The organism is Pseudomonas corrugata (assembly GCF_050920615.1).
Classification (GTDB): domain Bacteria; phylum Pseudomonadota; class Gammaproteobacteria; order Pseudomonadales; family Pseudomonadaceae; genus Aquipseudomonas; species Aquipseudomonas corrugata.
In genome coordinates, this window is record NZ_CP130434.1 from 326,470 (window position 1) to 339,219 (window position 12,750).

14 protein-coding genes and 1 pseudogene are annotated in these 12,750 nt (G+C 58.1%); 4 read left to right on the forward strand and 11 right to left on the reverse strand.

The features are described from left to right. Window positions 1–113: 113 nt before the first annotated feature. Window positions 114–593 carry a DUF4411 family protein gene (locus QZH45_RS01420; protein ID WP_055134948.1) on the reverse strand — a complete coding sequence of 160 codons (480 nt, stop codon included), beginning with the start codon at window positions 591–593 and terminating at the stop codon, window positions 114–116. Beyond that, window positions 580–1,728: an ImmA/IrrE family metallo-endopeptidase gene (locus tag QZH45_RS01425; protein ID WP_055134947.1), complete on the reverse strand. Its 1,149-nt coding sequence runs from the start codon at window positions 1,726–1,728 to the stop codon at window positions 580–582. Before QZH45_RS01425 ends, QZH45_RS01420 begins: the two co-directional genes overlap by 14 nt. A 795-nt stretch (window positions 1,729–2,523) precedes the next feature. Here QZH45_RS01425 and QZH45_RS01430 point away from each other — a divergent pair. The 3 genes and pseudogenes from QZH45_RS01430 to QZH45_RS01440 all read left to right on the forward strand — a co-directional run bounded on the left by QZH45_RS01430 (window position 2,524) and on the right by QZH45_RS01440 (window position 5,159). Beyond that, the gene (locus QZH45_RS01430; protein ID WP_055134946.1) at window positions 2,524–3,138 is read left to right on the forward strand and encodes an alpha/beta fold hydrolase; all 615 of its coding nucleotides are present in this window, start codon (window positions 2,524–2,526) and stop codon (window positions 3,136–3,138) included. Window positions 3,139–3,378: 240 nt separating this feature from the next. After that, on the forward strand, window positions 3,379–3,615 hold the full coding sequence (locus QZH45_RS01435; protein WP_055134945.1) for a hypothetical protein: 237 nt from the start codon (window positions 3,379–3,381) through the stop codon (window positions 3,613–3,615). 126 nt (window positions 3,616–3,741) lie between these two features. Beyond that, window positions 3,742–5,159 (forward strand): annotated as a pseudogene (locus QZH45_RS01440) (IS1182 family transposase). A 291-nt stretch (window positions 5,160–5,450) separates the two neighbouring features. Here QZH45_RS01440 and QZH45_RS01445 read toward each other — a convergent pair. The 8 genes from QZH45_RS01445 to QZH45_RS01480 all read right to left on the reverse strand — a co-directional run bounded on the left by QZH45_RS01445 (window position 5,451) and on the right by QZH45_RS01480 (window position 11,563). Then, window positions 5,451–5,906, reverse strand: a complete 456-nt coding sequence (locus QZH45_RS01445) for a hypothetical protein (protein ID WP_055134944.1) — start codon at window positions 5,904–5,906, stop codon at window positions 5,451–5,453. A 168-nt stretch (window positions 5,907–6,074) separates the two neighbouring features. Beyond that, window positions 6,075–6,542, reverse strand: coding sequence for a hypothetical protein (locus QZH45_RS01450; RefSeq protein ID WP_237140463.1), 468 nt, complete (start codon window positions 6,540–6,542; stop codon window positions 6,075–6,077). 147 nt (window positions 6,543–6,689) lie between these two features. After that, the gene (locus tag QZH45_RS01455) at window positions 6,690–7,055 is read right to left on the reverse strand and encodes a DUF6124 family protein (protein ID WP_055134943.1); all 366 of its coding nucleotides are present in this window, start codon (window positions 7,053–7,055) and stop codon (window positions 6,690–6,692) included. 602 nt (window positions 7,056–7,657) lie between these two features. Beyond that, window positions 7,658–8,293: an SCO family protein gene (locus QZH45_RS01460; RefSeq protein ID WP_024778450.1), complete on the reverse strand. Its 636-nt coding sequence runs from the start codon at window positions 8,291–8,293 to the stop codon at window positions 7,658–7,660. After that, window positions 8,290–9,189 carry a heme o synthase gene (gene cyoE / locus QZH45_RS01465; protein WP_024778451.1) on the reverse strand — a complete coding sequence of 300 codons (900 nt, stop codon included), beginning with the start codon at window positions 9,187–9,189 and terminating at the stop codon, window positions 8,290–8,292. The genes QZH45_RS01460 and cyoE overlap by 4 nt, the downstream gene beginning before the upstream one ends. After that, the gene (locus tag QZH45_RS01470; protein WP_055135865.1) at window positions 9,177–10,256 is read right to left on the reverse strand and encodes a COX15/CtaA family protein; all 1,080 of its coding nucleotides are present in this window, start codon (window positions 10,254–10,256) and stop codon (window positions 9,177–9,179) included. The genes cyoE and QZH45_RS01470 overlap by 13 nt, the downstream gene beginning before the upstream one ends. 10 nt (window positions 10,257–10,266) lie before the next feature. Further along, a complete protein-coding gene (locus QZH45_RS01475) occupies window positions 10,267–10,860 on the reverse strand; it encodes a hypothetical protein (protein WP_024778453.1) in 594 nt (197 codons plus the stop codon). Continuing rightward, the gene (locus QZH45_RS01480; protein WP_055135864.1) at window positions 10,826–11,563 is read right to left on the reverse strand and encodes an SURF1 family protein; all 738 of its coding nucleotides are present in this window, start codon (window positions 11,561–11,563) and stop codon (window positions 10,826–10,828) included. Before QZH45_RS01480 ends, QZH45_RS01475 begins: the two co-directional genes overlap by 35 nt. Before the next feature lie 70 nt (window positions 11,564–11,633). Between QZH45_RS01480 and QZH45_RS01485 the strand changes: the two genes are divergently transcribed. Beyond that, window positions 11,634–11,837 carry a twin transmembrane helix small protein gene (locus QZH45_RS01485; protein ID WP_024778455.1) on the forward strand — a complete coding sequence of 68 codons (204 nt, stop codon included), beginning with the start codon at window positions 11,634–11,636 and terminating at the stop codon, window positions 11,835–11,837. Between the two features lie 8 nt (window positions 11,838–11,845). Here QZH45_RS01485 and QZH45_RS01490 read toward each other — a convergent pair whose 3' ends face one another. Then, on the reverse strand, window positions 11,846–12,733 hold the full coding sequence (locus QZH45_RS01490; protein ID WP_024778456.1) for a cytochrome c oxidase subunit 3: 888 nt from the start codon (window positions 12,731–12,733) through the stop codon (window positions 11,846–11,848). Window positions 12,734–12,750: the final 17 nt, after the last annotated feature.

Genomic DNA, 12,750 nt, shown 5'->3' on the forward strand with positions numbered 1-12,750 from the left:
ACGGGATGAGGTTGTTCATGAAACGGCGGCGGTTTGAGCAGGTTGACCAAGGAGAAGAAGGGTAAATGGAATATCAGAAAATATCCCATTTTGTACTCAATGAGTTGAAGTCATCACCCGAAAACCGCTTGTGATCGCTTGATGTAGTCGAGGAAGTTGATCCAAGGGGTTTGCACACTTTCCATATTGCTAACAGCAGGAATCTTCCAATTGCGTTTGAGCTTGTTCGCAGAAGGCTGAAACGCCTCATCCGTGACTAACTCGCAGCCATGTAGCTTCGCGGTGGCAATGATGTATAGATCATTTTCATCGACCCCAGCACCGTATTTGTCTTCTTCGATCTCGAGCAATCCTTTGATACGAAAGGCTTCCAACAGGATCGCCTCGGTCACGGGCATCTTTTGCAGACCTGCATCCTTCAGCCAAGTCACGCACTCCGGTGCTTTGTGCCCAACCTCTTCGGCGGCAACCTCGGACATCCGAATCACCCCTTGCATCACTCGATCCGCCATCCATGCCCAAAGACCCGGAAACTGCGCGATAGGGTAGTTATCCCATGCGTAAAGCATGGATGAGGCATCAAACACCTGCATAGAAGCGTTCCAGCTTGTGCAGGTCCGAGATCTTAAGGTTGTCGAGATAGCTGCTTGCCTTGGCAAGAGTGATACGACGAGCGTTCATGGCTTCCAGCACTGTGCGCACGTAACCATCGCCAAAAATGTGCCGGGGTTCGCGATTGCGGTGCTCTCGGCTGCCACCCTCTTTTTCAGGCATTACTCGTTGCGTGCTCCACCGCCGGTATGCCGCATAGGCTTCGCTTGGCAAACGTCCGGCATCCATCAGACGCCGTAGGATCATCTCGCCGCTCACACCCCACGCCCTGCGTTGTGGTTCCAGCCAGCCATCAAATTCGGCCGCCTCAGCAGGGCGCTCATTGTCATGAATGCTTAGCAGAAACCGATCGGGGACCAATAGATGGCCGGCAAAGGCATTCGCCTCTTGCTCTTTATCGTCCGCCGAATACAAATCCTCTTCATCATCAATCGAGCTTGCACGATGAATAAGTAGGTGCCCCAACTCATGCATCAACGTGAAGCTTTGGCGGGTATCTGCATCCTGCTTTTTGACGACGATTACCGGGCATTCAGAATCGTAGAGCGAAAAACCGAGAATCGGGTTTTCTTTGGCAATCTGCCATTTACCGTTGTAGCCATTGCTGCGGAAGACCAGCAGACCGCGCGCTTCGATGGCCTTACGATAACTGTCAAAATTGTTGCGGCTCGCCAGGCCTAGCCACTCACGCACACGGCTGGCCGCATCGGGGATGCTCAGGCCTGCCAGGTCGGGCGGCGAGAAACGCACGACCTCCGTCGGATCAAGCTCCTCACGTAGTGCAAGGTACACGGTGCGATGGTGCTCCACTCGCTCAACCAGCAACTTCAGGCGGTGCGAAAGCTCCGGTTTCTGATTGCTCAAGGTGCGGAACTGGGGCGAGTGCACCTTTGCCTCGTTGACCGGCCCTGGCTCCATGAAAAACAAGGTGCCTCGCCCGAAAAAGGCCGCCAGCTTACGCAACTGGTTGAAGGTCAGTCCCGTCTCGCCGGCCATCACTTTTTCAAAGCTGGCAGGTGCTATATCGATCTCACGGGCGAGCTCGTCCCGCGTCATACCGTGATCGGTACAACACCAGTCTATCCGCGCGAGATTGATTGATTGGATACGTTCCATGATTTGAGTATATAGACGGTGTGTACCGGTGAACATGAGCCACCAAAGCTAGCTGCCGAAAGCTTGATGCGGTCGGGCCTATGACTTTCCCGGGGAGCTAGCATGCCGGAGTGTCATCGATACCGGCTCGGCCAGTGGTGAGGAAACGATAGAGCTCGAGGGCAGGGCTGAAAAGCCGGCGGATTCTGGTGCGGTTGTAGGCAAAGGCGCAAGGATATGTGGCTTGGGGTGCGGTGGTCAGATCCTGGCTTGGCTCATAGAAGGTGGAGAAGCAGGAGCAAGCATGCGAATGCTATTAAAAGGCCGTCTCTGCTTTCTAGCTCAGCTGCCATTTCCCGCCAGGCAGGCAAGCTTACGTGCCCTGTGACGATGAGATTGAGGCGGCCCCGATTCTCGGCGCAATGAGCCAAGAGTTGGGTCAGTTCCAAATCCAGAGGAAAGCCCTCTTCCAACCATCGGAGCGCCAGTCCTGCCCAGTACTCCGAATGTGAAGCCAGTGCTGTGACCACCAATGGTTGCAACGCTATCTCGGTGGGTAGAGTGTATTTTTCCTAAGGTTTTTATTGCGTCGGGCAAATCGAGCGCCGCCATTTCGAAAGGCTTTTCAAGCAGTGGCAATAGCCAGACGTAGCTAAACTCGTCGCTCATCTTTTCTCTCGACTGCAATGTCTGTTCTTATCGGCAATGAAACAAATCATACGGCCTAGCTGTTCGGATGTCCGCCATGGGGCTGCGAGTGGTTCTCCTGCCGATGGATCATTGACTCTTTCAATCTCACCTTCAAGGACCGAATCCGTGCCCGCATCCCCCAACAAACTCCTATTCCTCCCCGGCGCCTCTGGTAACACCCAATTTTGGCATCTGGTTGCCGAACGCCTGACCCATCCGGCGCAGCAGGTTCATATCGGCTGGCCCGGCTTTGGAAACACGCCGCCCGTGCCTGGCATAACCGGTATGGAAGATCTGGCGACTCGCGTCCTGGCTGAGATCGACCGGCCCACAGCGTTGGTGGCGCAATCCATGGGAGGTATCGTCGCTGTGCTTGCGGCGCTTGAACGCCCCGAGCTGGTCACTCATCTGATACTGACCGTCACCTCTGGCGGGGTGGATATGTCTGATCTGGACGCGCACGACTGGCGCCCGGACTTTGCTGCCGCCAACCCGACGCTGCCGAGGTGGTTTCTCGACGACAGCACTGACCTTACGCTACGGTTGGCTGAGTTGCGTATGCCAGTGTTGCTCCTCTGGGGTGATGCGGATCTGATCAGCCCTGTTCGCGTCGGGCAGCGTCTTGCTCAGTTGTTACCGCAGGCGGAACTGCATGTTTTTCCTGGCGCCGATCACAGTCTGGGTTCTACGCATGCAGATGAGGTGGCGAGGTTGATCGAGAGGCATCTGGTCTGTGGGTGAGCGGGATACTTGTTGCTGTTGCCGTGAAAAAGCAAAGGGGACAGATGTACTCTAAAAATAAATCCGTCCCCTTATCCACCTTATCCAATAGGCATCTGGTCTGTGGGTAGTGGGATACTTGTTGCCATTGCGTGAAAAAGCAGAGCGGCCGATGTACTTTAAAAATAAATCCGTCCTTATTTTTCGAATGCCGTCAGAGTTTGGGGCATCATGACAACCCTAGAAAACTGAGACTCGAAGATGAATCACGAACTTTGGCAGGAACCTGATGGTTGTCAGACCTTTTGCCTAGCTGGTGCTCACGGTGATAGTGCGCGTGCGCTTATGCATTCAGAAGCAAAGCTTGTTTGGGAGGTCGAGGCTGAAAGTCATTTCGAGGCGATGACTAAATATTATGCGCACATGCAGTGGGGTGAATACCTGACTCACTTTCCTGAACAAGACATGACCCCCTACAGAAAACTAGGTTGGGAATGACCAGCCATGGTCAGATCTCTGCCCGCGCGAACATAGCTCAAACACAGCACAGCGCGTCGGAAAAATTAGTGCTTCCCGCCGACGCGGAAGACAATCTGCACATCGGCCAGCGGGAGGATTCGCAGCATGATGGGACAGTTATCGAGTGGGCAGGAGCGGCTGTTTTACTCGTTCAACCTTGAAGACCACATCCCAACAAATCATCTGCTGCGCAGCATTGATCGATGTCTCGATCTGAGTGACCTGCGCCACTACCTCGCCGATTTCTATAGCCCGATCGGGCGTCCTTCGATTGATCCTGAGCTGATGATCCGCATGCTAGTCGTGGGCTATTGCTATGGCATTCGCTCCGAACGGCGCTTGTGTGAAGAGGCCCATTTGAACCTGGCGTATCGCTGGTTCTGCCGGTTGAGCCTTGAGGATGAAGTACCTAATCACTCGACGTTTTCCAAGAATCGACACGGCCGTTTCCGGGACAGCGATCTGTTTCGCTGGCTGTTTAATGAAGTGCTGCGTCGCTGCATGGACGCAGGTCTGGTCAAGGGGGAAGGCTTTGTGCCGTGGACGCCAGCATCATCAAGGCAGATGCGAGTCGGCAGCGCGGCGTACCTGGTGATGAGGAGGTCAATTGGAGCGACCCATCGCTCAGTACGCGTGCCGTACGTGAGTACCTTGAAGCACTCGATGAAGAGGCGCTGGCTGGAGCACTTCCCAAGCGCTTATCGCTGACTGATCCTCTATCCCGTTGGACGGCCGCTCCGGGCGGCCCAGCGTTTTTCGCCTACTCCACGAACTACCTGATTGATGTCGAGCATGGCGTGATCATGGACGTAGAACCGACACCGGCTCATCGAACCGCCGAGGTCGAGAGCACCAAAACCATGATTGATCGAGTCGAAGAGTTGTTCGACATCAAACCGGATCGCTTAATCGGCGACACCGCTTACGACACAGCACCGATGTTGGCCTGGATGGTGGAAGAGAAAGATATCGAGCCGCATGTGCCGGTGTGGGATAAAACCGAGCGCAAGAACGACAGTTTCTCCAGCAACGATTTTCACTGGAATGAAGAGGCGCAAGAGTATCGCTGCCCGTCCGGCAACGTACTGCGCAGCGAATGGCGAGCCTTCAAGAACGAACGCTCGCACCTCACTAAAGCCAACACCATCATCTTCCGATCCAGACAAACAGACTGCGCGACCTGTCCGGTGAAGGCTAAGTGCTGCCCGAACACCTCTGTTCGTAAGATCGCCCGTAGCGTCCATGAAGCGGCTCGTGATGTGGCTCGGCGAATCGCGAATACGCCGGAATATGTGCGCTCTCGTCACGAACGCAAGAAGGTCGAAATGTTGTTCGCCCACCTCAAGCGCATCTTGAAACTGGATCACTTGCGACTACGAGGGATGAGTGGCGCGACCGATGAGTTTACGTTAGCGGCTGTGGTACAGAACCTGCGCCGACTGGCCAAACTTACATCTCAAGGGCCACCCGCCACAGGATCGGTACGCCTGCTTCAAGCAAAAACCCTCAAATCAACCCACTGACAAAGCAGCGACGGTCAACGAAGTACCGAAAAGCCACTTAACAGTGGTGAATAGGTTCTTTGATGAGGTCAAGCTCAACGTCACGTTTCCTGAAAAATCGACTTTTTCAACAGAATCGGCCAGAAGCAGACGATCGATCTCGTCTGCAAACGAGCCGACGCAGTCGTTGGAAAGTGTCTACTAGTCAGGGTCGATTCAGTTTTCTGCCTATCACGATTGACCGAAATCGACCAAAAACGGCGGTCGACGGACACAATCGGCCCGCTTTAGCAATGCAGGTTGAATTACCTTCTAAAACGCAGCCGCATTGTTGATAGCCGCCTCATAGGCATGCTTCTCAAATGTGAAGGGGCCGACTCCTTCAATGATACGAGGCTCTTCATAGCCGTTCTCGTAAGCAAAGGAATCCCAGGTGAAACAGTCATCGTCTTGGCGAACAGATACTGTGTAGGCGCCACACCCGATGTCGCCGCACTCGGGGCAGATGTAAAGGAGTATCCGACCGCTTTCTGTTTCAGCGGGCTCGCGTAATAGCAGACGAGAGTTAGATTGTTTATTTTGCTCTAGGAAGCCCTTAACGAAACAACCCATAAAGTCGGAATGTCCACCAGCAGCCATAACGATAGCATTGAGCAACGAGCGTTCGTTTATCAGAAAATCGGAGGAGCATCGTTCGGCCACGGTGCAGCCATTTGAGGTGCTTCCCGGACGAAACAACTCTTGAAATGTGAGGGTACTGGCTTCCATACCTGCGAACCACTTTATGCACTGAATTGGCGTGGAATTACATACAACATCGTAAGTTGGTACAAGCCAAATTTCATCCGCCGACTGACCGCTCCTGGCCGGCTGCTGCCGTTCACCAGAGGCAGCTTGGGGTCGGAAGTGGTTGTTCGCATACGCCAGCTTTCGACCCTAATCCCAGTCCATTCTGATGTTCTCTTGTTTTCGGAACGCGTCCAGCACACTGTGGAAATGGGAGTGTTCGAAAGTCAGCCTCGGTACTGAGTCGTACCAATCAACAGCGGGGGATTGCAGAGTGATTAAATCCCTGAGCAAGCCAAATCGACGCCACTGGACGTGGCGCTCATCGGCGTGCTGCTCAGCGACAATGACCGTACATGTCAGGTCCAAGTCATCAGAGCAAACAAGCAGGGGAACCAAGGTCTCCCAGCCCGGCGCTGTTGAATAGATCCGATCCCATACCAAACAGGTGTCGTCATCGCTGTACAAGCCTGAGTGAGCTGCTACGAGGTGCAGCTCAGCTTCTCGATTGTGCAGAGGTAGCCAAACCTCCAGAGGTACTCCGTCAACGGCAAAGGTCGGATAGAAGCTGAGGCTGTACTTGGATTTATGGCTTGCAATGGATAGCAGGTTACTCATTCCATCTCTCGAATCCCTGAAGTCTGTAGAGGTTACTTTTTCCAGGTGCGGATGTCTGCTTCTGGCCGTTGTCTGCCACTTGAGGAGGACGGAGTCAAAATGGAAACCCGGCGCATAACGCCGGGTTTTTTGTTGGGAAACGCTTACTTACTGCCTCGGCTCCACATTATCCAGCACCCGATTCGCCAGCAACGAACTCAGCTCAATCAACTGCTGAATCCCCAGCGCCACATGACGCCGTGACCCTTCCAGCTCGAAGGCGAGGTCACTGACCATGGCGTCAGCCGAAGCCAGCGTCTCTGTGAGGTTGGCAAGCAAGCATTCATCATCAAGGTCTTTTACAACAGTAAATATCTGTCCCGGTTTGGGTTCCTCTTCCGCCTTCGTCGGTTTCGGTTTCAGATAAAAATCCAGCGCCCGCGTGGCCGCCTCGTCGAGCTTCTTGGCGTTGATGCCGTCGACGTAGGGGGAGGTGGAATCTGCTTCTGGTGGGTTCGGCGTTACTTTGAACATTGACGTAATCCCTTAGTAGGCCGCAACCATCTCGCTACTAAACGGAGGGAGGCAGCTGTGCGCAAGTTAGTAGACCGGTGATTACGTCAAACCCGGCGCGCCCGAGGGCGCCATGCGCACAGCCACCATCAAGAACAGGCAGCGCCTGACTGATGAGACTTGTGCAACCGAGACGTAAACCGGGCTACTAAACCCGACCACTGATGAGCAGTGGCAAGGAAACGATAGAGCCCCGGAACAAGGCGCACAAGCGGGCGGATTCTGGCGTAGTTGTAGGCAAAGGCGCAAGGATGCGTGGCTTGGTGGTGGGGTGTAGGTGGGGGCTGTAGGAGGAGGGATTTTGGGGGATGCAGGGGGGGGGCGTTTGGAACCGCGTTGAGTTCATCGCGAGCAGGCTCGCTCCCACAGGGGTATGCGGTTCGCTTAAAGGCTTGTCGATTCAGTTGTGGCGGGGGGAGCGCAGTTCTTCTCAGCCTGTCTGACGCGTCCCGTGCTCGGGTTTTGGGGGCGCTTTGCGCCCCAGCGGGGATGAATCCCCTCGCCACAGGTTTATCTACTTTCTCTGGTGAACAGCATTGGTCCCCCAGAGGTGTGGGTGGGTGCTATTTGCGCTTGAGCATCTCCGGCAACTGCGCCACCAGCTTCTGATTATTCAGCGGCGCGCGGATGAAGCCGCGTTGGTGGCCGTCCGGGCCGATGACGGCGAGGTTGCCGCTGTGGTCGACGGTGTAGTTGGGTTTGCTGGTGTCCGCCGGGATGAACGGGATGCTCACGGCGTTGGCGAGTTTTTGCAGGTCTTCGATGGATGAAGCGGTGAGGCCTATGAACTGTGGGTCGAAGTAGCCCAGGTACTGCTTGAGCTGTTTGGGCGTGTCGCGGTTCGGGTCGACGCTGACCAGTACGATCTGCAACTTATCCACAGCCTCTTTCGGCAACTCGCTCTTGATCTGGCGCAGTTGGGCGAGGGTGGTAGGGCAGATGTCCGGGCAGAAAGTGTAGCCGAAGAACAGCAGGCTCCATTTGCCTTTCAAGCTGTCCACGGCCACGGGCTGGCCGTCCTGGTCGGTCATTTTCACGTCCGGCAGGGGGCGCGCCTGGGGCAGCAGGATGATGCCGGCGTCGATCAGCCCCGTCGGGTCGCCCTCGCCCTTGCCGGACAGCACTTTGTTGACAGTGAGGCCGAGAATCAGCGCGATCACGGCCACGAGGATGAAGACGGTTTTCTGGGTTCGGGTCATAGGCTCAACAGTAAGTAATGATCTACAAGCAGGGCGATGAACAGCAGGAACAAGTAGTAGATAGAGTACTTGAACGTGTTGATCGCCGCGTGCGGCCGGCTGCCACGGTACAACACTACGGCCCATTGCAGAAAGCGCGCACCCAACACCAGCGCGCACACCAGGTAGAGCAGCCCGCTCATCTGGATCACGAACGGCATCAGGCTCACCGCCAGCAGCACCAGGGTGTAGAGCAGGATATGGATTTTGGTGTAGTGCTCACCGTGGGTCACCGGCAGCATCGGGATGTCGGCCTTGGCGTATTCCTCCTTGCGATGGATCGCCAGGGCCCAGAAGTGCGGCGGGGTCCAGGCGAAGATGATCAGCACCAGCAACAGCGGTTCGGCGCTGACGTGGCCGGTGGCGGCGACCCAACCCAGCAGCGGCGGTGCGGCACCGGCCAGGCCGCCGATGACGATGTTCTGCGGCGTCGCGCGCTTGAGGAAACCGGTGTAGATGACTGCATAGCCCAGCAAGGAGGCCAAGGTCAGCCAGGCCGTCAGCGGGTTGGTGAAGGCCAGCAGCAGGGCTTGGCCGATCACCGCCAGGGCCAGGGCGAAGGTCAGTGCGGCGGCCGGTGAGACCCGGCCTTCGGCCAAGGGGCGTTTGTGGGTGCGGGCCATTACTGCGTCGATGCGTCGGTCCACCACGTGGTTGACCGCCGCCGCGCCGCCGGCACACAGGGCGATCCCCAGGTTGCCGAACACCAGCACCGTCCACGGCACGCCGGCGCGGGTGGCGAGGAACATGCCGACCAGTGAGGTGATCAGCATCAGCACCACCACTTTCGGCTTGGTCAGCTCCAGATAGTCGCGCCAGATCGCCTGGCTGCGGCGTGCACCGGTCAGGGTTGCCATGGCATCTCTCCTTTTATTGTGATGGGGCTGGTGCCGTGTTTATGCGGGTTGAACCGCCAGCGCAGCGGGACTTGATGCTTGACCCGGACCAGGCTGGTACGGGCGTGATAATTGACCAGCACCAGGGTCAGCAGCAGCGCCGCGCCCCCGGCGTTGTGGGCGACGGCTACCGGCAGTGGCAGGTGGAACACCACGTTGCTGATGCCCAGGGTGATCTGCGCTGCCAATGCCGCCAGCACCAGGCCCGCGAGGCGGGTCATGCCCACGGTTTTCAGTTGCCAGGCCAGGCCCAGCAGCACCACTGTCACCAGCAACGCGCCGATCCGGTGGGTCAGGTGGATGGCGGTGCGGGCGTCGCTGTCGAGTTGGCCGCCCAGGTAGTTCGGGCCGATGTGTTGGGTCAGGTGGAAGCCATTGGCGAAGTCCGCCGCTGGCAGCCATTGGCCGTGACAGGTGGGGAAGTCGATGCAGGCCACTGCGGCGTAATTGGAGCTGACCCAGCCACCGAGGGCGATCTGCCCGATCACCAACAGCAGCCCGGCCGTGGCCCAGTGCTGCAGGCGCTTGGGCACGGTCAGTGCCGGCAGTACGCCGGACAATCGCAAGGTGAGCAGGAACAGCAGGCTCAACGTCGCGAAGCCGCCCAGCAAATGTCCGGTTACCACCTGCGGCCATAACTTCAGGGTTACGGTCCACATGCCGAATGCCGCTTGCGCGAAGACCACCGCCAGCAGGAACAGCGGCAACTTCAAGGGCTGGCCCGGGCGGTGGCGGTTTATCCAGGACCGTGCCGCCAACGCTACGATCATCAAGCCCAGGGTCCCGGCGAAGTAGCGATGGACCATCTCGTTCCAGCCCTTGTGGGCTTCCACCGGGGTATCGGGAAAATGCAGTTCGGCATGGGCCAGTTGGGCTTCGCTCTTGGGCACGCTGATGAACCCGTAGCAACCGGGCCAGTCCGGGCAACCGAGGCCGGCGTGGGTCAGGCGGGTGTAGGCGCCCAGCAATACGACGATCAGTGCCAGCAGGGTAGCAAACAGCGCAAGGCGAAATCCTGGTTTGGCCATGTCGATGCCCTCATCCGATGTTCGACAGTTTCAGCAGGTGCCGCAGGTCGTTGAGCAGGTCCTTGCCCTTGACCCGCGCGTCGTAGCGCAGCACCAGGTTGCTGTGGGGATCGATGATCCACAGCTGGGCGCCGTCGGTGTTCTGGACGTCTTTCTGATAGACCGGCAGGTCCAGCGGGTAACGTTGCAGTTGTGGGTATTCGCGCTGCAGCTGGGCGTCGTATTCGGCATCCAGCGGTTGGGCGATGGCCAGGGCATGGCTGGCACGGGACGCGTCGCGACCGAGGCCGATTTGCACTTGCCGGGCCAGGTACACCAGTTGCCGGCAGTCCACCGAGCACTCCTTCGGCGCTGTGACGAGGATCTGCCAGCGCTGCTCATCGGCTTGTACGCCGATTTCGGCGCGGGTCTGGCCGGTGCCGATCAGTTCGCCGTGATAGCTGCGGCTGTCCGGCACCCAGAACTGGAATTTGTACATGCCGGTGGCCAGGATCATCGGGCCGATCACCCCGAATACGATCAGCAGCAGTTGCAGGCGGCCCTTGCGACGGTCGCGTGCGGAGGGTGCCTCAGACGTGTTGGTTGGATTCATGGCGGTTCCCATGGTGTCTCCCTGCGTTATGCCATCCGAGATAAAGGAAAAGGCCGAACAGTGCCGCCGCCATGGCGAACCACTGCACGGCATAACCGAGGTGTTTTTCCGGCCCCATGCTCACCACCGGCCAATCGGTCCGGTAGGCGCCGGGGCCGCTTTGTTGGCGCAATTCATAGGCGAAACCGTGGCGGCCCAGCTCGGCCCAGAGCTTGTCCGGCTCGATGGCGGTGACCAGGCGTGGCCACGGTGCGCCGGTGGGGTCGGCGTGGAGCTGGAACGTGGTGCCGGGCGCGACGTAGACCCAGGCCTCCAGGCTCAAAGGCTGTTCGGGGGTGTCGAAGACCGGCGGGGTGCGGCGGTCAGGCCAGGGCAGCCAGCCGCGGTTGACCAGCAGCCACAGTCCGCTCCGGTGGTCGAGAAAGGGTTGCAGCAATTCGACGCCGACCTTGCCGTCGTGCTGGCGGTTATCCAGCAGGATGCTGTGTTCGGCGTCGAACTGACCGCTCAGTTGCACCGGCCGAAAGGCCGGATCCGCCGTCTGTTGCAGTTCGGCGCTGTCCATCGGCGGCGCCACGCGACGCTCGGCGTAATTCGCCATGAGCACGCGCTTCTGTTCGCCGCGGCTCAATTGCCAGAAGCCCAGGCACACCATGACCGGGACCAGGATAGCCACCACCAGTGACGGCACGAGGCCCGGCCGGAAGCCTTTCATGGCGCCGCCCGAAAGTCGTCGAACGGGAAAGCTATACTCACGTGCATCGCGTCCCCCCGGAGTGTCCCTGATGCTAAAAGCAGCCATCGTCCTGATGCTGATCGCCACCGTTGTCAGCCTGTTCAGCGGCCTGTTTTTTCTGGTCAAGGACGAAAGCGATTCCAATCGCCTGATGATCGCCCTGGCGATTCGGGTCAGCCTGGCCGCTGTCACCGTCGGCTTGATTGCCTGGGGCTTCTTCAGTGGCCAATTGGTGTCCCACGCACCTTGGTAAACAGCGCCCTAGAGCACGTAGACGAAGATGAACAACCCGATCCACACCACATCGACGAAGTGCCAGTACCAGCTCGCCGCCTCAAAGCCGAACTGATGCTCGTTGTCGAAGTGCCCGCGCATGATGCGCATCAGCATGACGAACAGGATGATCGTGCCGATGGTGACGTGGGCGCCGTGGAAACCGGTGAGCATGAAGAACGTCGCGCCGTAGACCCCGGAGCCCAGGGTCAGCCCCAGTTCCTTGTAGGCGTGGATGTATTCTTCAGCCTGGAAGCTCAGGAATGCGCAACCCAGTAGCACAGTGATCGCCAGCCAGAGCTTCAGCGCGCCACGGTGGCCTTTTTTCAAGGCATGGTGGGCGATGGTGACCGTGACGCTGGAGCTGACCAGCAACACGGTGTTGAGCAGCGGCAGGCCCCAGGGGCTGATGACTTCCTTGGGCGCCGGGAAGAGTTTCGGGTCGGGGTTGTTCAGCAAGGGCCAGGTGAACTGGAAGTTCGGCCAGAGCATATGGGCCAGGCCCTTGGTGCCTTCGCCGCCCAGGGCCGGTCCCGACACATGGCGCACGTAGAACAGCGCCCCGAAGAAGGCGATGAAGAACATCACCTCGGAAAAGATGAACCAGCTCATGCCCCAGCGAAACGAGCGATCGAGCTGCGGGCTGTACAGCCCGGCGCGGCTTTCCTTGACCACCGCGCCGAACCAGCCGAACAGCATGTAGGCCACCAGCAGGCCGCCGACGAAGAAGATCAGCGGGCCGTGGGATTCCGGTCGGGCAGCCTTCAGGTCGTTGAACCAGGTCGCCAGGCCATACACTGTGACGAACATCCCGACCGTGGCGATGATCGGCCACTTGCTCTGGGCCGGAACGTAATAGTGTTCGTGAGTTGCCATTTATTGTTCTCCTTATC